Annotated in this window: 12 protein-coding genes; 6 read left to right on the top strand and 6 right to left on the bottom strand. The window is 41.4% G+C overall.

The features are described 5' to 3' along the window. Positions 1-276: 276 nt before the first annotated feature. The 5 genes from Q5O24_13540 (at position 277) to Q5O24_13520 (ending at position 13,221) form a co-directional block, all read left to right on the top strand. Positions 277-2,253: an NAD(P)/FAD-dependent oxidoreductase gene (locus Q5O24_13540; protein ID WKY47362.1), complete on the top strand. Its 1,977-nt coding sequence runs from the start codon at positions 277-279 to the stop codon at positions 2,251-2,253. A gap of 217 nt (positions 2,254-2,470) precedes the next feature. Further along, on the top strand, positions 2,471-4,000 hold the full coding sequence (locus Q5O24_13535) for a sensor domain-containing diguanylate cyclase (protein ID WKY47361.1): 1,530 nt from the start codon (positions 2,471-2,473) through the stop codon (positions 3,998-4,000). 99 nt (positions 4,001-4,099) lie between these two features. Beyond that, complete coding sequence (locus Q5O24_13530; protein ID WKY47360.1) at positions 4,100-7,180, top strand: EAL domain-containing protein; 3,081 nt, start codon at positions 4,100-4,102, stop codon at positions 7,178-7,180. Between the two features lie 264 nt (positions 7,181-7,444). Beyond that, complete coding sequence (locus tag Q5O24_13525; GenBank protein ID WKY47359.1) at positions 7,445-10,075, top strand: methyl-accepting chemotaxis protein; 2,631 nt, start codon at positions 7,445-7,447, stop codon at positions 10,073-10,075. A 122-nt stretch (positions 10,076-10,197) separates the two neighbouring features. After that, positions 10,198-13,221 carry an EAL domain-containing protein gene (locus tag Q5O24_13520; protein ID WKY47358.1) on the top strand — a complete coding sequence of 1,008 codons (3,024 nt, stop codon included), beginning with the start codon at positions 10,198-10,200 and terminating at the stop codon, positions 13,219-13,221. Positions 13,222-13,320: 99 nt separating this feature from the next. Here the strand turns inward: Q5O24_13520 and Q5O24_13515 are convergent, their stop codons facing one another. Together Q5O24_13515 and Q5O24_13510 are read right to left on the bottom strand one after the other, a co-directional pair. Further along, the gene (locus tag Q5O24_13515; protein ID WKY47357.1) at positions 13,321-14,343 is read right to left on the bottom strand and encodes a HAMP domain-containing protein; all 1,023 of its coding nucleotides are present in this window, start codon (positions 14,341-14,343) and stop codon (positions 13,321-13,323) included. A gap of 194 nt (positions 14,344-14,537) precedes the next feature. Beyond that, positions 14,538-14,930, bottom strand: coding sequence for a bacteriohemerythrin (locus Q5O24_13510; GenBank protein ID WKY47356.1), 393 nt, complete (start codon positions 14,928-14,930; stop codon positions 14,538-14,540). Positions 14,931-15,199: 269 nt separating this feature from the next. Here Q5O24_13510 and Q5O24_13505 point away from each other — a divergent pair, with 269 nt between their 5' ends. Further along, complete coding sequence (locus Q5O24_13505; GenBank protein ID WKY47355.1) at positions 15,200-15,700, top strand: SEC-C metal-binding domain-containing protein; 501 nt, start codon at positions 15,200-15,202, stop codon at positions 15,698-15,700. Between the two features lie 46 nt (positions 15,701-15,746). Here Q5O24_13505 and Q5O24_13500 read toward each other — a convergent pair whose 3' ends face one another. From Q5O24_13500 to murC, 4 genes are all read right to left on the bottom strand, one after another. Next, complete coding sequence (locus tag Q5O24_13500; protein ID WKY47354.1) at positions 15,747-17,075, bottom strand: patatin-like phospholipase family protein; 1,329 nt, start codon at positions 17,073-17,075, stop codon at positions 15,747-15,749. Positions 17,076-17,088: 13 nt separating this feature from the next. After that, a complete protein-coding gene (locus Q5O24_13495; protein ID WKY47353.1) occupies positions 17,089-17,982 on the bottom strand; it encodes a DUF4190 domain-containing protein in 894 nt (297 codons plus the stop codon). A gap of 46 nt (positions 17,983-18,028) precedes the next feature. Then, positions 18,029-18,799: a prolipoprotein diacylglyceryl transferase gene (locus tag Q5O24_13490; GenBank protein ID WKY47352.1), complete on the bottom strand. Its 771-nt coding sequence runs from the start codon at positions 18,797-18,799 to the stop codon at positions 18,029-18,031. Positions 18,800-19,111: 312 nt separating this feature from the next. Further along, positions 19,112-20,530, bottom strand: coding sequence for a UDP-N-acetylmuramate--L-alanine ligase (gene murC, locus Q5O24_13485; GenBank protein WKY47351.1), 1,419 nt, complete (start codon positions 20,528-20,530; stop codon positions 19,112-19,114). Positions 20,531-20,805 lie beyond the last annotated feature (275 nt).

Raw genomic sequence — 20,805 nt, 5'->3', positions numbered from 1 at the left:
GGTTCAAGTCAAGGACTGCTTTTTTGCGGGAACCTTAATATTCAGCAAAATTATTTGAACAATATTCGTTAGAATTTACGATTAAATCAGGTGATTTTTGTTAATTTTTATAAAATCTGTTTGTTGCCCTGACTGCTAAAATTGTTTAAAATCTCAATTTTTTACAAAGACTTAAAGACATGTGGCTGATACAATTTAAACAAACAAGAGGAGTATATGGTCATCACAGAATCACGGTTTTAAATTTACGATAGCTATTAATAAAAGGAGAAAATTATGTCATTTGAAAATCTGTTATCACCTATTAATATTGGTTCTTTGAAAATTAGAAATCGCGTTGTTATGGGCGCGATGGGTTCTGGAACGGCTCATGATAACGCTACAGTTTCGGAATGTGAACGTGCTTATTATGCTGAGCGGGCCAAAGGCGGAGTTGGTTTGATTATTACTGAAGTAACCCGGGTTGATAATGAAACCGGGGTGATGATGCCGCGTCAGACATCGGCAGCTACCGATGATTGTATCCCAGGTCTTACCAAGCTGGCTAAAGATATACATTTTTACGATGGGGCGATCTTTATTCAATTGCATCATCCAGGTCGTCAGACTGATAATATAGCTATCGGTGGAAGGGCAACCATTTCGCCTAGTGGGATAAAAAGTATGCTGACCCAGGCCGAGTGTCGGGAAATGACTAAAGAGGATATAAAAAAACTGATCGATAATTATATCGATGCTGCTGAGCGCTGCTACAAGGCAGGGATTGATGGTGTCGAACTCCATAGTGCTCATGGATATCTGCTTAACCAGTTTATTTCACCGTTAACCAATAAGCGCACCGATGAATATGGTGGCAGTACCGAAAACCGTGCCCGGGTGATTAAAGAAATCATCGAGGGGATTCGGGCTCGAGTCGGACGGGATTATCCGGTCATGCTGAGAATTTCTGCCGATGAATTTTTGCGGGAGTCTATGTTTCCCTTTGAAGAAGATGGACTGATGCTTGATGAGGCCGTTAAGATCTGCCAGTATCTGGTGCCTTTTGGTTTGGATGCAGTTAATGTTTCAGCCGGTATCTATGAAACCATGAATTGGGCATGGGAACCAATTTCCTATCCTGAAGGATGGAAAATCTATTTAGCAGAAGCGATAAAAAAAGCTGTAGATGTACCAGTCTTTGGTGTTGGCGTGATCAGAAATCCGGAATTTGCAGAAAAAATCATTGCTGAAGGTAAGGTGGATGGGGTAACCATTGCCCGTGGTATGCTGGCTGATCCGGATTGGGTTAATAAAGCTGCAAAAGGCCAGGTCGAAGATATCCGGCGCTGTATTTCCTGCCTCAATTGCATGGATTCAATGATTGAAAATGGTATGAAGGGAGAGCCCTTTGCGTGTGCAATTAATGCTCGAGCCGCTCGTGAGTGGTTCTACAATGATGCCCGTACTAATGGTGACGGGCGGCTGGTAGTTGTTATCGGCGGTGGCCCGGCCGGGATGGAAGCGGCGGTCAAACTGGCTGAACGACAATTTAAGGTCGTGCTTTTTGAAAAAGAAGCTGAACTGGGCGGCCAGCTCTGTCTGGCTAATAAACCACCCCATAAGGACAAAATTAACTGGTTGATTGATTACTATAAAAATCAGCTCAATAAACTTGGGGTTGATATCCGACTGGGCGCAGCTGCGACCAAAGAAGCGATTAAAGGCTTAAGTCCTTATGCCGTTTTTGTCGGTACCGGTTCTGAATCCATTGTTCCGGCTGCCATCAAAGGGATTGATCAGGACTTTGTATGTACTAGTACTGACGTTTTGACAGGAAAAGTCAGCCTGACCGGTAAAAAAGTGGCAGTAATCGGTTCTGGTATGACCGGTGTCGAAACCGCAGAGCTTTTGGAAACCCAGGATAATGAAGTTTGTGTCGTGGAAATGGCGGATCAAATAGGACCTGGCGCCAGCTGGCAGTCTTTCAGCGATGTCCAGGCAAGATTGATGAAATTTGGAACGGTCTTTATGCCAGGCCATAAACTGGTGGAAATTACCAGCACTGGAGTAATGCTGGAAAAAGCTGATGGACAGGCGATATCGATGGATCTGGATGCAGTTGTTTTATCGCTTGGTGTTAAAGCCGAGCATCGTTTGGCTGATGAATTGGCAACTGATTTTGAAAGAGTGATTAAAATTGGTGATACCAAATGTGTTGGACGTATTGCCAATGCGGTAGAAACAGCTTTTGCCGCCGCTTATCATTTAATATAAGGAAAATGCCTGATGCTGTATAAGCTGAGGTGATTCAATGTTGGTGCAAAGTTTATTTTACGGAATGTATGCCCGGCTTCGGCCGGGTGTTTTTTTATAGACTAAAGAGAGTGATAATTTTGATATAATGTTTTTTTTTAGGGTATAATGAAAGCAAATAAAATGTTATTATTAGATATTATTGATTTGACTAGAGCACTGTTTAGAGGAGCCCAATATGAATTGTGAAGAATTTCGGAGAAAGAAGACCTGGTTCTGTGTGATCAGTATAACGATAATTGCCGTCCTGGTGGTGATGGCAGTTTACTTTCTGTTGCCGTTTTTTTTGCCGGGAATGGCTGAACAGGGTCTGTTTTATGCGATTGGGTTTATAATTTTATTTGTACCTCCCCTTTATTTCTACATTGACCGCCAATTGAAGAACTGCGAAAAGGAAGTGGTTAATGTCACTCGCAACAGTGAAGCAGAAAAAAAGAGCTTGTCAAGGGAGATGGATGAAAGGGATGAGCGATATCGTTTGCTGGTTGAAAATTCGCCGGCAGGTATTATAACCTGCGACCGTGATGGTGAAATTTTAATGGTAAATCCGGCGGTGGTAAAACTGCTGGGGTCGCCTTCAGTTGAGGCAACAAAAGCAGTTAATGTATTCACCTTCCCGCCACTGGTGGACAGTGGAATTGCCGCCAGCCTGAAACACTGTGCCGAAACGGGTGAAGATTTCAGAGGAGAATCCATCTATACATCCAAATGGGGAAAAGACGTTTATTTAAGGATGCATTTTGTTCCGCTTCATAATTTTACCGGTGAAATTGTGGGCGTTCAGGGAATTGTTGAAGACTTTACTGACTATAAAAAGGCTCAGGATCAGATGCGGACTTACTACCACGCAATCGAACATAGCCCAGTTGCAGTACTAATCAGTGATGATAAAGGAGAAATTGAATATGTAAATCCCCATTATACAAAGATTACCGGATATACTCCTGCCGATCTGATTGGTCAAAACATCGGGGTATTGTATCAGGAAAGTCAAATGAAACATGTCTATGAGGATTTACACAATACAGTCACCAGGGGAAAAATATGGAAGAGAGAACAAGAAAATTTCAAAAAGGACGGAGAGCTTTATTGGGAATATATTTCAATTTCACCGATATTTGATGAGAATGGCGAGATATTTCATTACGTCTCGGTAAAAGAGGATATCACCAAGCGCCGAGAAGAATCGGAAAAAGCCAAATATCTTGCGTATCACGATACTTTAACAGGGTTGGCTAATCGTGGCCTTTTTAATGACCGACTGATGATTTCCGTGGCAAATGCGGCCCGATATCAGACTCGGCTGGCAATAATGTACCTGGATCTCGATGGCTTTAAGGAGATCAATGACAGTTATGGACACGATATGGGAGATGAACTCCTGAAGGCTGTTTCTGATGAACTCAAAAGCATCATGAGAAAAGGCGATACCGTTGCCAGGATGGGTGGGGATGAATTCACGGTTATTATTCCTGAATTTGAAACCGTATCTGATGTCGAGATCGTTGCTGATAAAATGCTTAAGGCAATTCAAAAACCTTTGACCAGTGAAAAATTACTGGTAACCATCAGTATTGGGATTGCTTTTTATCCTGAACATGGCAGTAATCATGAAGCGTTGCTTGTGAGTGCCGACAAGGCCATGTATCAGGCAAAGAAAATGGGAAAAAATAATTACCGAGTTTATTCGGAAGGCGAAGAAGAATGACATCTGCTCGCCCTCCGTTTTTTTTGTAAAAAAAGAGCCAAAAGAATAAAAGTCGGTTATCCGGGTATACAATCATAAACTGCTGATTGGAGGATGCCCATGGATCTACCCCTGATCTACTCGTTGATCTTTTATGTTGCTTTTGTAGGCTACACATTCTTCGGATTTTATATTCTTTTCAAGGACAATTATCGGGAGCGAAAGCTGGCCTTTTTTGGCATTTGTCTGACGCTGGCGATCTGGTCCTTTTCCTTTTCGATTGCCAATTCGGCCGATTCCCTGGAAATTGCCATGTTTTGGCGCCGGTTTGCAGTAATTGGCTGGGGTGGTATGTATGCTTTTCTTTTGCATTTCGTGCTTATCATTACAGACCGGGCTAAGGCTCTCAGAAAAATGCCTTTGCTATTACTGATTTATCTGCCGGCCATGTTGATTATCTTTTTATTTGCCTTATACGAGCCGACTGCTGTCCACCAGCATCATCTTTTTTTGACTCCCAGCGGATGGGTGAATATACCAGAAAACAATATATTTGATCAGTTCTTTAATGTTTATTACATAGGATGTTCCATCCTTTCCCTGATGCTATTATTGTTAGCTGGCATCAGAGAAAGCGGGAAAAAAAGAAAAGCCATGTTCCTGGTTTTTTCTACTTTCCTGCTGGCTTTAATTCTTGGCAGCGTTACCGATACTGTTATAAATACGATTAGCCGAGAAGTAGCTCCGCAGATGGCGCCGGCAATTATTCTGATTCCGGTTTCAGCTATTTTATTTTCGATTATGCAATATGATTTTATTGATTTGGACAAAAAGACTGTTCAGGCAAAGGAGGGCGAAATACTAAACGAAAAGACACAGCAGAAAATTTACCATTATTTAATGCTGGCTTATCTGATTGGCGCCAATACTAACTTTGTATCGGGTTATTTTCTCTGGAATTTTTCCTTTTGGATGGCTATGGCAACTAGTCTGATATTGGCCGGATTGGGAATCGCTTTGCTGCTAATAAACCATTCGAAACTAAAAGATACTGATAAAGACATGCTTTTAATTACCATTCTGGCGGTGACGATTCCCTATCTGATCATATATTATAGAGATTATGGGGCGGTCACCGTCTGGGCTGCACCGGTAGTGTTTATTATTTTACTGATTCCTTTTAGAAATGAAAAGTATCTGCTTTTTTTGGGCGGCTCTTATCTGCTGTCGCTTGTGGCTCTGTGGATTATAAGGCCCTCAATATATGTTGAAATTGTCGCAATGGATCATTTGGATCGGATTATCTTTGTCAGCTTGTTTTTGTTTATGGCTATCTACATCAACCAGGTTTTTTTAAAGCGACTCCGAGAAAATGAGGAACAAATTCATCTGCAGAAAATGATTTCCGAGATTTCAACAGATCTAATTAATATCAGTGAGAACAATCGCCATGAAAAGATTGAAAATCTCTTGAGGCGTTGTGGCGAGTTTCTTGAAACGGATCGACTAAGCCTTTTCTTCATTGATGAAAATGAGATGGTGGAAAAGGTCCATCATTGGTACAGAAAGACTGATTCACAGGCGATTACAATTCCCCTATGGAGAAGAGCGGACCTTCAGGCAGATCAGATTCTGGCAGTTGCAGATGCGTCCGCAAATAACATGGAACTACCGCAGGAGATTAAAAGCTTTTATGCAGTACCGGTATGTGGTGAACAAAAACCTGGCGTTCTGCAGGCGGAATACCTTAATCAGATGGTGCATTGGGGAGACAGTCAGTACAACAGCGTAAAAATTGTCAGTAATCTTTTGATTGATGCTTTGAACAAATTGCAGTCAGAGGCAAAAATTAAAAATCTGGCCTATTATGACGGGCTTACCGGTTTACCCAACCGTACGCTCTTTCATGAACATCTGGTGCGTGAAATTTATTCAGCATCGCGTAGCCATAAAGCGGTGGGGGTTGTATTTCTTGATATTGATGGTTTTAAAACGATTAATGATACTCTGGGACATAATGCCGGTGATGAACTTCTGATAGAAGTGGGGCAGCGACTCCGCAAAAGAGTGCGTAAGAATGATCTGGTTTGCCGTTTTGGTGGCGATGAGTTTCTGGTGATGCTGAGTGGCATTCATCGATCTGGGGATATCGATCAAGTTCTTTCCCATCTGATGACAGTATTTACTTCGCCAATGGAAATAAGAGGGCAGGAATTGTTTATCACAGCCAGCCTGGGTGTATCTTTATATCCCAATGACGGGGAGGATCCCGACAGCCTGATTAAAAATGCGGATCTTTCCATGTATTACTCAAAGGATCAGGGAAAAAATCGGATTACCTGCTGTTCACCGGTGTTAAAAGAAGACCAAAAGCTAAAGACTCGTCTAACCAATGATTTGTATCGGGCGATTGAAAATGATGAGCTGGAGCTTTTCTATCAGCCGCAGATAAGTCTTAAGACGATGAAAATTAATGGCATTGAAGCACTTATTCGCTGGAATCATCCGGAATTGGGTTTACTGACTCCAAACGCTTTTATTCCGCTGGCTATGAAACATCCTGGACTGATGAAGCCCATAGATCAGTGGGTAATTGAGACAGCCTGCAGGCAGATGAAGGGTTGGCAGGAACAGGGATATGAAGCTTTGACGATGGCGGTCAATCTCTCCTGTGAGCAGTTGGAAAATCCCGGTTTGATAAAAATCATTAAAGCCAGTTTGTCCAGTAATGGTTTAGAGCCTGACCAGCTGGAATTGGAAATTACAGAATCGCTGGCTTTCAAAAATGACGAAAGAACGGCCAAGATTATCGGGGAACTGAAAAGTATCGGGATTAATATGGCGATAGATGATTTTGGGGTGGAATATTCATCACTAAACCGGATCAAAAATATCCCCTTTGATCGGATCAAGATGGATATTACCTTTATCAGGGAAATTGATGAAAATCCTAAAAATCGGCCGATTGCCAATACCATCATCCAACTGGCTAAAATTCTCAAGATAAAAGTATTGGCAGAAGGGGTTGAAACAGAGACACAATTGGCGTTTCTTAAGGAATCCGGCTGTGATGAAGTACAGGGCTATTACTTCTATCGCCCTATGCCCGCCGAAGAGTTGAGCAAACACTTGCAAAAGAAAAATTTCAGGACTGAGCAGATATCAACAGCTTCGTTGAAAGAAGAGTTAGTGCTGTATTGATTAAAAGAAAATTGAACTGTGAGTTATACTAGGAGACCGTTTTACAGATGCTTTTAGCGCTGTGAACCGGTCTTTTTATGTTTGCCTGCAGCTGCCAATTTATTAGGATTTAAATATGTATAAAAAATTGCCTGACTTCGGACTAATCTGGTATGGAAATGAACATAGAAAAGTTATATATTTTACCATAAAATACAGTTGATGAAATTTTAACAAAGGGATATACTGTTATACGGATTAAATGTTTTAAAGATAGAGGTAAATATGGAAAAAGAATTAATGACTAAATCGGTTCAGCAATCCGGTTTAAAGGCAACAAATGAAGGTTCAACTTCGAAGATCAGAATTTCAACGCAATTGCTGTTTTATACAATGGGTCTTATTGTACTAGCAATCCTTGTATTGGGAAGTCTGACTTTTATGGCGACAAACTCAATGTTGGCTCAAACGGATGGAATTACAGATTTGGTGGCCAACTTTCGCAGCCAGATACTGGTGGTGGCTGTTCTGATTATTCTGGTTACTGGTGCTATCGCCTGGGCAATTTCCCAAAAATTTGAAAGAAAAATAGCAAAATTAAAAGAGATAGCGGATCATCTGATCCTGGGCAAACTGGATCTGGAAATTGATTTGGATGGCCGCAATGAATTAGATGAACTGATGGCTTCCCTGAAGGTTGTGATTGAGAATAACCGCGCCCTGGCTGAAGCGGCCGAACAAATGGCGCACGGTAATTTTTCCGTTTCGATCAGTCCGCGTTCTGGAGAAGATGTACTGGCGGTTTCGATGCAGGGAGTCTTAACAGAAATGAACCGGATTCGTCAGGCTATTCTGGACTTTGGCAATGCGGCAACAGAAGGACAGCTCAATTACCGGGGAAATACCAATGACTACAGTGGGGCTTTTAAAGACTTGATCATTGCCCTTAACAATGTCATCAATACTTTTATCAAGCCTTTAAAGGTTGCCAATAAGGCGATTGAACGAATTGGAAGAGGTGAGATCCCACCGAAAATTACCACAGCCTATAAGGGGGACTTCAATAATCTAAAAGAAAACATAAATGCCTGTATTGATGGGTTGGGTGCCCTGACTGAGACCGGAGAGGTTCTTAATAAGCTTATGAATAATGATTTTCTAACCCAAATAGAAGGAGAATATTTGGGCATTTATGACAATCTTAAAAATTCTGTAAATGATATCCAGAGCAAACTTACTTATATACAGGGGATTGTAAATCATGTTTCACGGGGTGATCTTTCCGATTATGATGAATTAGTAAAAATCGGCAAACGCTCTGACAATGATGAATTTGTTCCAGAACTGATTCAGATGATTGAAAATATTCAGGATCTGATTGCCGAAGCGGATGAGATGACGCGACTTGCAGTTAAAGGTGATCTTGATCATCGAGGGGATGCCAAGCGTTTTGAAGGCGGCTATGCGAAGATCATTGAAGGATTTAACCGGACCATGGATGCGGTTATTGAACCGATACAGCTGGCATCGAAAACAATGGATCAGCTTTCCAGAGGAAATCTCAATGTGGTTATGGAAGGTGAGTTTGAAGGGCAGTATGGTCATATTAAGGAAAATTTAAATCGTACCATCGGATTTTTGAAAAATTATGTGCAGGATTTGACTAATGTTTTGAGTTCAATTGGGCAAGGTGACTTAAATCATGAAATCAGAAATTATTATCACGGTGACTTCAATCAGTCTAAAGTGGTGATTAATGAGATTACAACCCAGCTAAGCGGGATCATGAAAGATATCGAGCTGTCTGCCGGTCAGGTTGAATCCGGGGCAGCACAAATATCAAACGGGGCACAAATGCTGTCTCAGGGGACCACTGAACAGGCCAGTGCGATTGAAGAATTATCTGCTTCCATCGAAGAAGTAGCAGGAGAAACCAGGAAAAATGCTGTTCATGCGGCAGAAGCCAGTGAGCGTGCGCTTGGGGTACATGGCAGTGCTGAAGCTGGAAACAGACAGATGGTCAGCATGATTTCGGCGATGGCAGAGATTAACGAAGCATCTGATAATATTGTGAAAATCATTCGGGTGATTGACGATATCGCTTTTCAAACCAATATTTTAGCTTTAAATGCAGCAGTTGAGGCAGCTCGTGCTGGCGAGCATGGAAAAGGTTTTGCTGTAGTAGCGGAAGAAGTAAGAACACTGGCAGCCCGCAGTGCCGAAGCAGCCAGGGAAACGACGGCGCTTATAGAAGGTTCTATCGATAAAGTTGCAGCAGGAACTAAAATTGCTGATGAAACGGCAATCAGTTTAGAAGAAATTCTCTCGGAAATTGAAAAGGTGACCCAGCTGGTCGGCCAAATTGCACAGGCTTCTAATGAACAGGCGACAGAAATTGCTCAGATTACCAAAGGGATTGAACAGGTTTCAACGGTGGTTCAGAGTAATGCTGCCACATCGGAAGAGAGTGCTGCTTCGAGCCAGGAATTATCCAGTCAGGCAGAGATGCTAAAACAGATGATCGGAGCCTTTAAGCTGAAAGCTGAGGAACAAAAGAAAGAAAGTATTGATAATCCGATGGCAGTGAAACTTAGGGAATTGTCGAAAAGCTCAGCTGCCATCAGCATGGATTGGGAAATTCAAATCGAAGCAATGGCTACAGAAGTTAAGGACATCGGTTACCAGGATGTTGCAGTTATGGATTTAAATGGACATGCCAGATATTTAAATGGTCAGGGCGAATTTGATTCCTGGGGTGAATACTGGTACGACGTGGGTCTTGAGGGCCAACCAGCGGTTTCTGAAGAAACAGTCAGTAAGGTCACCAAACAACCGGTAATTTTTGATGTGGCTCCAATAAAGGAGGGCACACGGGTAGTCGGCCTGCTGGTTGGTCGAAGAGCGCCGGCAGCATAATTTAAAAAGTTCATCCGATGGGTGAACTTTTTTTATTAGATGATAAATTAAAAACAGAATCCGGGATAGAACAGAACGGTATCGGGTATATATGTATAAACTGCTTCCAGGAGGTTTGAAGCATGCCTTTACCCATAATCTATTCGCTGATATTTTATTTTGCTTTTATCGGATATACTTTTCTCGGCTTTTATATCTTGTTTAAAGATAACAGTCAGGAGCGGAAATTAACATTTTTGGGGCTCTGCTTATCATTGGGGATCTGGTCTTTTTCATTTTCCATTGCTAATTCGGCTCAGACAATGGAAACTGCCCTTATTTGGCGGCGGGTAGCTGCTTTTGGTTGGGGAAGTATGTACAGTTTTCTTTTGCATTTTACGCTGGTATTGACAAATCAGGCAAAAAAGCTTAGAGCAACTCCTTTGTTGCTGCTCTTATACCTCCCAGCACTTATTATAATTGTATTTTTTGCTTTATATCAGCCAAGTGCTCTTAATCAGTATATGCTGATTCTGTCGCCAAGTGGCTGGGTTAATCATTCGCAGAATAACGGCCTGGATATTTTTTTCAATCTTTATTACCTGACATATTCTTTTCTAAGTCTGCTGCTTTTTTTAATAACCGGAATTAGGGAGACTGGCAAAACAAGAAGAGCACTGCTTTTAATTTTTGCCACTTTTCTATTTGCTCTGATTTTAGGCAGTCATACAGATATTATTTTCAATTCCATCAGTCACGAAGCAACACCGCAACTGGCAGTAGCCATTATATTGATACCTGTTTCAGCAATTCTTTTTTCAGTTAAACATTATGATTTGATGACGGTGGAAAAAAAGAAAATTACAGTGAAAGATGGAGAGATCCTCAATCAATATACCCATCGGACGATTTATCGATATTTAATGATTGCATATTTAATTGGCGCTAATACCAACTTTATATCTGCCTATTTCTTAATGGGTTTCCCTTTGTGGCAGGCGCTGTTACCCAGCGTTTTGCTGTTGATAATGGGGATGGCTATATTATTGATTCAAGCTTCCTCAATTAAAGACGCGGATAAGGATTTACTTTTGATTGCCATTCTATCCATGAGTATTCCCTTTGTTCTGTTCTATTATCAGGCCTTTGCGGGAGTAACTGTTTGGGCAGCCCCCATCGTTTTTATTATTCTGTTAATTCCTTTTCGAAATGAAAAATACCTGATTCTGGTGGGCGCATTTTATCTGATTTCGCTCGTGCTTTTATGGATGGCAACTCCGGTCATGCTGATTAAGATTATTCCCTCAAATCATCTTAACAGGATCATCTTTGTCCTGCTTTTTTTATCAGTGGCGATCTATGTCAATCGAATTTTTCTTAAGAGGTTGAGAGAGAATGAAGAACAGATTCGCTTGCAGAAACTGATTTCCGACATTTCTTCGGATCTGATTAATATCAGTGAAGAAAATCAGGAGCATAAAGTGATCAGTCTGTTAAAACGGTATAGTGACTTTTTGAAAAGCGATAGACTATGTCTCCGTTTTTTTGATTCAGCTGAAGTGGTAGCAAAAGAATATCAATGGCATCGCCAGGATGTTTTGTCGGATTGTTCTGATCCAACATGGTTAATACCCTTGATATTAAAAGACCGGAGTATCTTTGCTCCGGATGCTGCTGAATCGCAATATTTACTGTCGCCTGAACTCAAATCGTTTTACGTTGCACCGGTCAGCAGTTACAAAAATATTGGAGCCCTACAGGTAGAATATCTTAACGAAAAGGTGATCTGGCATGATAGTCAGGTTAACAGCATAAAAATTATCAGCAACCTTTTAATTGACGCCTTTAATAAGTTGGAGTCGGAAGAGAGTATCAGGCACATGGCCTATTTTGACGCCCTTACGGGACTACCTAATCGGGTTCTTTATAATGAACAGCTGTCAATGGAAATTCATGAGGCGATTATAAAACGAGCCTCTGTTGCGGTTGTTTTTCTGGATATTGACGGTTTTAAGGCAATCAATGATACACTTGGACATAACGTCGGTGACCAGTTGTTGATTGAAGTGGGACATCGACTCAGTAAAAAAGTACGCAGAAATGATATAGTCAGCCGTTTTGGCGGAGATGAATTTCTGATTATGCTCAGCGAGATTTATGATTTAAATGATCTTGACCATATCATTGATAATATTATGTCGGTTTTTTCAGCGCCGATTAATTTGGGTGGGCAGGAACTCTATATTACTGTCAGCATAGGGGTTTCATTATATCCAGAGGATGGTGAAGATCCGGATACACTGATCAAAAATGCAGACCTTTCCATGTATCATTCTAAAGATTTCGGGAAGAATCAGGTGACAGTCTGCTCGCCGGATTTGAAGGAAGATCTAAAATTAAAGACCCGGCTGACAAATGATTTATATCGGGCCATCGAAAGAGAAGAACTTGAGCTTTATTATCAGCCGCAGGTCAGCCTGGAAACGATGGAAATTAATGGTATTGAAGCTTTGATCCGCTGGAATCATCCGGAGATGGGCTTGATGAGCCCGGGGCTTTTTATTCCCCTGGCGATGAAGCATCCGGGTTTGATGAAGCCAATTGACCGATGGGTTATTGAAACAGCCTGTCGACAGTTGAAGAATTGGCAGGAGCTGTGTTTTCAGTTGGTTCCGGTGGCAGTTAATCTTTCCAGTGAGCAGCTGGAAAATGTTGAGCTTATTGAAATTATCAGAAACAACCTGGCTGGTAACGATATTTTACCTGAACTGCTGGAACTGGAAATAACTGAAACGCTGGCATTTACAAGTGATCAGGAAACCATTTCGGTTCTTAATGGTCTGAAAGAACTTGGTGTGACCATTGCCATTGATGATTTTGGGGTCGAATATTCTTCTTTGAACCGGATAAAAAATCTCCCCTTTGATCGAATAAAAATGGATATTGCCTTTATCAGAGAACTTGATGAAAACCCCAAAAATCGGCCGATTGCCAAAACAATTATTCAGCTGGCAAAAATCCTTAACCTGAAAGTTTTGGCTGAAGGGGTGGAAACGGCTGAGCAGCTGGCCTTTTTAAAAGAGTCCGGCTGTGACGAAGTGCAGGGATATTATTTTTACCGACCGATGAAAGTGGCGGAAGTGACAAGGCTTTTAAAAAAAGAATAAAAATACTAAAAGACCAGAAAACGTTAAGACTTTTTTCTGGTCTTTCTATAGCATTTCTGAGAAAATATTTTGCAGGAGTTTAGCTAAGTGTTAGTAAATCTAGGTAGATTCCCCCGGTGTATTACTATGAATCGGCAGTGCCATTTCAACTTTGAACATCTGATTAAGATGGTAATAATCGATTCGTCCGTGATGACGTTCAATGATTCTCTGACATAGCTGGAGGCTGTCAGACTCAGGTTTTAGAGCTTCCTTAGCATAGGGCAGGGTTTTATTGCGTAAAATCATCAGCACTTCATTTTTATTGCGAATAAGGCCCAGATGAATTGGCTTTTCCTGGTCAGCAAATTTTATTATATTACCGGTCAGCTCACTGGTAATTCGTGATAGCTGCTGGTTGTCGATCCATAACGAAAAGGGCTGGTCGAGACAGTTTTCGACCACAATTTCAAATCCGGCTTCAGAAAGTACTGGGGTGATTTTTTCAATGAACTGGTCAATCAGCGGCAGTCCGTCATAAAGTTTAAACTCATAGAAGGTGGACTGATTGTCGGAAAATGCATCATTAAGAACATCTTCCACAAAGTGCTGAATTTCGACAGCCTTTTTCTGAATGGTTTGCAGATAGTGCATATCAGCGTCAGGGTCTTTCTGCATCCGTTCCAGATAGCCGTTTAAGGTTGTAATAAGAGGGTAGAGCTCATTTGAAATACTGGTAATTAACTGCCGGTTTTCACTTTTCAAATGATCGATTGATCGGGTTTGGGTATCAAGCTGCTGATAAAGGCTGTTGATAGAACGGGAAATATCGGCAAGTTCATCATTGCCTTCCACCCGCAGTGGTGTTGTTTTTTTGCCTTCGGCCAGGGCCAGACTTCCGGTCTTTAAGTTTCTCAGGTAAGTTATTCTACGAGACGTTAAACCCAGGAAGATCAGACAGCCCAGGCCGCCGCTAAAAACGGCGCCGCCAAAATAATAAATAGACTGGTTAATGCTTAAATCCGGGATAAAAACAAAAAAAATAAAAGCAAGGATCCCGGTCAGAAAAGCAATCACCAGATTTTTAACGAGTATTGCGCTTAAAGTCAGCGGTTTTCTTCTGACTTTTTCAGATTGTTTCAAAACAATGGCTTCCTTTCTAACAAATTATTTCTATTGTATCCTTTAACCCTTAAATAGGCAACTAAAAACATGGTATTAAAAATCAGGTCAAGAGGATTAATTATTTGTACGAGTTTAAAGCATAAAAAAACGCTTCCGTCAGATTTTCAGGAATAGCTGAAAATTTCTGGAAACGCATATGAACATTAGTTTAATTATTGATGGGCACCGATCTTTTTATCCATACCGGAAATATGTCGGGTCAGCCAGTCTACGACCATCTGGTTGGCATTGATAATGACAGAGATATTGCTGCCGGATTTATTGTATTCATCCTGCAGTTTACCCAGTTCGTTGATAAAAGCTTTGTGAGCTGCCTGTTGTTCAGCCAGGCCGGGATAATTAATGCTCTTCATGTAGGCTTCTTCATCATTGAAATGCTGCTTGGTGTAGTTGCCCAGAAAAGTAAGTAATTCGCCAACTTTTTCCTTTGATTTACCGGCTTTACCGGCATCGAATAATTCGTCAGCCATTTTAAAAAGTTGCTGATGCTGAGCATCAATACTGTCAACACCTACTGATAAGTCTTTTGTCCAAACAATTGCCATGTTAGTCCTCCTGAATGTTTTGTTTTTGGTAAATGCGAAAGAAATAGTGGAATTAACCAGAAATCATTTCGCTAAGATTTGCTTTAATATAATATTTTAATTATACGCTCTAACAGAGACGAAATCAAGATCGATTCTAAATTAAATGAACAAAGAAAATAAATTGCAGACTGAAGTATCAGGCTTAAGAACAAGTTGATAAAATATCTCGTGACCTGAAATATGATTTAAGGTATAATAGGCAAAGAAATCAATGTAGGAGAGATACGATGAGTTTATACGAAGAATGGAAAAATTATATCGAGGAGCATTCACAGACTGAAGAGGAACAGGATGCCTTCTGGCAACAGTACTGTTTGGAAGAAAAAGTACTGTATCAGGATATTCTAAAAAATAAAAGAGCAGTAATTGAAGGAAAGGTTTCAGAACTGGCGGCTGAAAGCAAGATGGTTCTGCCTCAGTTTATGGGCTTTCTGGATGGCATTAATGAAAGTATTGTGACGCCGCTTGACTTGGCTGAAACCCAGGAGGATTCGCAGATTAGGCTGGAAATTGATTTTGCCATGCTTTATAAGAATATGCTGGCGGTTCCGGCAGAATGGCTTTATGAGCTTGAAGAATGGGATAATATTTTTTCTCTTGCAGAAAGAGAAGACCTGACCAAAGAATTTAAACGGTCAAAAACTGTAGTAAAAGGCGAAAAAGTTGGCCGAAATGATCCTTGCCCCTGTGGCTCCGGTAAGAAATATAAAAAATGCTGCGGACGTTAGTATCAAGCTTTCAAATGGCTTTATCCATTTGAAAGCTTTTTTTAAATTAGTTGATAACTTTTCTAATACTGGTGTGAATGTTTAACAGGCATACGGCAGCGAGAATCATTTCCGGGGTGAACAGATGGGTGAACCAGGCCATTCTCTCAATTGGAAGATCATCACGCAACATTAGAAAGACAAAATATTGAACTGAAAAATGCGGGAGTACTTTATTAAGACCTGGCTTGGTCAGATTATTGATCAGTCCCGGAGAGATAAGCAGTTCACGATCATCTTCAAGGAAATCATGAAGCTGGCTTAGAATTTCATGGATCAGTGCATCGGGGCGGTAGATCTGCGTTTTTTTTATGCCCAGAACTTTTCCGGTGATTTCCAGCATGGAGGGTGCCAGTTCAAAATTTTTAAATTCTGTTCGTTTATGAAGTTCAGTCAGTTTTTTAATAATCATTTCCGGACTGCTTTCAGGTGGAAGTGACAAAAGCGAATTCATCTTTTTGTTTAGGGCAGGTGAAATCAAGTGCTGACCGATATGGATTGAAAAGTGCTCGTAGACAGGACTTTCAAGGTTTTGATTCAAATAGAATATATTGCCGGTTAAGACCCCAAGTGCTTTTAATCCTTCCAGATAACCCAGTTCAATATTGGCCTGTATGTTTTCCTCGTTAAAATTAAGCATACCACCGCGAATCTGACTGCTGCTGATATTGATTTGTTCAATTGTTTGTTTTTGCAGGGGTCTCTTGATGCCGAACACCGGCAATTCTACGGCAATAATTTTTTCAAAGCCCTGGGAGGCCATAAAATTAACCGGTACATTATCAAAAAACCCGCCGTCCAGAAAGACATTGCCGTCGATCTCCTGTTTTTTGAAGACTGGAAGTGCCGAACTGGCCAGTAGATAGTCATGAAGTTGTCCTTCCGGAATTTCCTCGATCATCAGCTGGCGAGGTTTCAGATTTGTTAAATCAACAGTTACCAGGCCGAAGCGAATGGGTGAGCTCCTGACAGCCTCTTCACTAATCAGGGCTTCCAGATTATTTCTGAGTGGTGTTATATTCAAACCGCCTTCAAAAATCAGGGATAAAAAGCCGCTGCGGAAGGCTTCAAAATTCTCGTGGGACCATTTTTCCTGATAATTCTGCTGGACCTGATTATTAAATTCAAGGACCTGAGAGACAGTTAAATTAGACCAGAATGAATAAGCCAGTTCAAAATTATTCTGAGCGATGATAGCTGCGTTGAGAGCGCCAACTGAGGTGCCAATCGCTGCCCCGATTTCAATATTCTGTTCCTTCAGGGCACGCCAGACACCGATTTCGAAGGCTCCCTTGGCGCCACCGCCACCGAGTACCAGACCGTATTGAGCGTTCATGGCAGGCACCTCATCAATATAAATAAGTATTTATATTGTTGGAGAAACCATTACTTAGTTCATTAATCAGCCCGGTAGTCCCCACCCCAATACAGGCGATACAGGCCATCATGACGATAACGGTCAAAGCCAGACCGATAATTGAACAGATCAGCCCTGCCAGTGCCATGGTGTGCGGTGCGTCGGTCTCTTTGAGCTCCTTCATTGCGATGATTGCAAAAATCATCCCGATCGCTCCGGTTAAAAAACCGCTTCCCATCAGTGGGATGGCACTAACGATAGAAATGCTCCCTAAACTCAGGGCAATAATAGATTTATCATCGATACTGCTGTAAATCGTTTGAACCTCCGATTGTCGTTCGTCATGGGCTGGGTGGTTTCTGATCGCAAAGATGAAAATAGGACCAAGAAAAGGAAAAATAATACTTAAGACCAAAAGCAGAACCGCATGTTTTTTAGCATAAATATTATACAGCCAGTACAAGGCGGTAAAATAGTAAACAGCAAAGGCGATTGACAAGAGGATTGACAGAATAGCCCCCAGATAAGGGATTAAACCAAGAATGGTGCTGACAAAGGCTAAGGCAAAAGATGAGAGTGTCAGGAATATTTTGGCATAGGGAATATGCAGTGAACCAAGTGTGACTTCATCGTTTATCAGATCGCCAAAGATATAATTACTGGCGATGGGGATCCAGGCCAGCCAGGCATGGTCGATCTGACGGTTTTTGGCCATGGTGTAGAGGCCGATTGAGTTAAAAACATAGGTAATTATACCGATAATCAGGCTGATCACGATAATTACAGAAAGAATAGATAAAAAGACCGGAAGAAATTCTAGCATAAATTCTGATTGTGAACTGTGGGGCATGGAATTGCCCATAATAGTATTGTACTCGTACATCATATACTACCTCCTTATATGTTTACATTACTAGTATACCCTTAAATGTTTAAGAATTTCGGTGTTTTATTAAAATACGCTGAGGAATATTCATAAAAAATAGTATTCCGATTATAAAAGCAATCATTCCCAGCCATTGTGAAGTTGAAAAGAATAAAAAGCCTCCTCGGGGATCATTTCTTAAAAATTCTATCAGAAAGCGAAAAAACCCATAGCCGCATAGATAAATACCGGTAGTATAACCTGGATGATGGGATTTTTTCAGATAGATGAGTAAAAAGATACAGAAGATAAACAAAAAAAAGGATTCTGTCAGTTGGGTGGGGAAAAGTGCAATACCCGATGGCGGGTAGGCGCCATCGGGATAAGTTACAGAACAGATTCCGTTATAGGGGATGCCGTAGCAGCAGCCGTTTAAAAAACAGCCGATTCGCCCGAAGGCTTGGGCCAAAACGATGCAGGGGGCAGCGGCATCAAAAAAAACAACCGGATCAAGCTTATAAATTCGGCAATAGAAATAGCCGCCCAGGATTCCCCCTAAAAGCCCGCCAAAAAACACTGAGCCGCCATACATAAGCGTCATTAAAGTGTTGAGGGGATCAGTAATCAAGGCCCCTATATTAAGCAGCAGATAGATTAACTTGGCGCCGATTATTCCACCAACCAGCCCAAATAAACCGAAAAAGATGATATCCATGCTTGGTAGCTGATATTTTCGGGCGGTTAGAATCGATAACAGAAATGCGGCGACAGAGCCGATCAAAAACAGAATCCCAAAACTGGGGATTTGCAGGTTTGAAATTTGGATAAGCGGATGCATAAGACTCCTTTAAATTCGGTTTAACCGATAAAAAAGCCAGTTAACAACTGGCTTCTAGACTGTCAAAAAAGTCAATTATTCCAACTGAGTACCGACAATTGGCTTTTCAGTTGGCTGCATCGGGGCGAACAGTTGCACAGAAATTCTGATATTTAGCCAATCCAATTATTGCAACTGTACGAAACCGCAGCAGCCTAGGAAATTCAAGGGTCTTACCCCTTGGTCATTTGTCGGGACGGTGTTTATTGACACACTGAAAGCCAGTTAACAACTGGCTGCTTAAATTTCAGAATACTGCAGACGGCGATGAAGTTAAGCCTGATATTTTTCTTTTAAATGATCGACCAGATCAAAGGCTACCCGATTGATCGTCTGAGACCCGGCAACCAGAACCAGGTCGCCTGGTTTCAAGCGATTACTGAGGTGCTTGATGATGTCGGAGAATTCGGAAATAGTCACCGTTTCGATGCCGTATTTTTCGGTAATGGCTTTTTCCAGGTCTTCGGAGTAGATGTTCCAGTCATTGCCTTCACGGTCAGAATAAATATCGTTAAGAATGACATAGTCGGCTTTGGCAAAGGCATCTACAAATTCGTCGAAGAAAAAGTAGGTGCGCGAATATGTGTGGGGCTGGAAGACCACCCAGAGATTATTATGATCATAATTAAGGGAAGCATCGACCACCACTTTTAATTCGGTGGGGTGATGGGCGTAATCCTCATAAACATTGATGCCATTGACCTGGCCACGGAATTCAAACCGTCTTTTAGCACCGCTGAAACGGCTGAGCGCATCGATTGAGGTTGCTGCTGGAATGCCCAGAAAGTCACCGCAGATAATGGCGGACAAGGCATTTAAAACGTTGTGTTCACCTGGAACAATCAGCGAATAATGGCCGTATAAAGTGCCTTCTTTGTAAACATCAAATTCTGGCTTTCCGACTTGATCGTACTGAATATTTCCGGCATACCAGTCGTTTTTTGTATCTATTCCGTAGGTGACAACTGGAGCAGTCAGATCTTTTACAGTATCAAGAACGACCTCAGAATCACCGTATGCAATCATCAGACCGTCAGCTGGCAGGATTTTGCCGAAATTATGGAAAGATTCTTTGATTTGAGGCAGGCCGTCTTTAAAATAGTCCAAATGGTCTTCTTCAATATTGGTGATAATACCAATGGAATGACTTGTTTTAAGAAAACTGTCGACATATTCGCAGGCTTCGACGACAAAATAATCTTTTCCGTCGATTAAGGCATTGCCCCCAAATTCATCAAGCTTACCACCAATACTCATGCTTGGGTGCAGATCGGCGTGAAGCAGAAGGGTTGCCACCATCGAAGATGTGGTGGTTTTACCGTGCGTTCCTGAAACCGCGATGGTTTTATCAAAAATATGAGAAAAGAGACCCAGGTAACTGGAGCGCTCGATTTTGGGTAAGCCCAGATCGGTAGCTCTGACCATATCAGGGTTGTCCTCGTGAATGGCTGCGGAATAAATGACGCAATCGGTATCAGCAGGGATATTATTGTAATCATGCCCGATGTGGACGGTAACGCCCAGGTTTTCGAGCTTTTCAGTATAGCCCGATGAGACCATGTCGGAACCCTCTACAGTAAAACCTTCGGTCAGGGACATTGTGGCCAGACCACTCATGCTGCTGCCGCCGATACCGATAAAAAAAAGTTTGTGGACAGGACGATTACATGCTTTTTCGAGTTGTGCTTTCAAATGGATAGCTCCTTATAACTTAAAATTTTCTTAATTCAATACGGGTAATCAGAAAAGAAAACGCTGTTTTAACAGTGCTTTGTAAATGCAATATGAAATCTGCAGAATTTAAGATACTTGTTTTGAAGATTTTCCCGTTAGAATGGGAAAGTTCATTTAGAAATTCTGTTGAGAATTATATCATAACTGATAAAGGCTAGTAAAGTTTAAAAATCACTTGCTTTTTTTAAAAAACACGAATAAAATTATGACATAAGGAAAAAACGTTCGGATTT

The sequence above is a fragment of the Eubacteriaceae bacterium ES3 genome (genome assembly GCA_030586155.1).
GTDB lineage: Bacteria > Bacillota > Clostridia > Eubacteriales > Eubacteriaceae > Acetobacterium.
Note: the sequence above shows the minus strand (reverse complement) of the source record. Positions and strands in the feature narration are given on the sequence as shown.

Excerpts from the sequence above, each read along its gene's own strand:
- Q5O24_13540 (WKY47362.1), top strand. The coding sequence starts at position 277 with ATGTCATTTGAAAATCTGTTATCACCTATTAATATTGGTTCTTTGAAA.
- Q5O24_13535 (WKY47361.1), top strand. The coding sequence starts at position 2,471 with ATGAATTGTGAAGAATTTCGGAGAAAGAAGACCTGGTTCTGTGTGATC.
- Q5O24_13530 (WKY47360.1), top strand. The coding sequence starts at position 4,100 with ATGGATCTACCCCTGATCTACTCGTTGATCTTTTATGTTGCTTTTGTA.
- Q5O24_13525 (WKY47359.1), top strand. The coding sequence starts at position 7,445 with ATGGAAAAAGAATTAATGACTAAATCGGTTCAGCAATCCGGTTTAAAG.
- Q5O24_13520 (WKY47358.1), top strand. The coding sequence starts at position 10,198 with ATGCCTTTACCCATAATCTATTCGCTGATATTTTATTTTGCTTTTATC.
- Q5O24_13510 (WKY47356.1), bottom strand. The coding sequence starts at position 14,930 with ATGGCAATTGTTTGGACAAAAGACTTATCAGTAGGTGTTGACAGTATT.
- Q5O24_13505 (WKY47355.1), top strand. The coding sequence starts at position 15,200 with ATGAGTTTATACGAAGAATGGAAAAATTATATCGAGGAGCATTCACAG.
- Q5O24_13500 (WKY47354.1), bottom strand. The coding sequence starts at position 17,075 with ATGAACGCTCAATACGGTCTGGTACTCGGTGGCGGTGGCGCCAAGGGA.
- Q5O24_13495 (WKY47353.1), bottom strand. The coding sequence starts at position 17,982 with ATGATGTACGAGTACAATACTATTATGGGCAATTCCATGCCCCACAGT.
- Q5O24_13490 (WKY47352.1), bottom strand. The coding sequence starts at position 18,799 with ATGCATCCGCTTATCCAAATTTCAAACCTGCAAATCCCCAGTTTTGGG.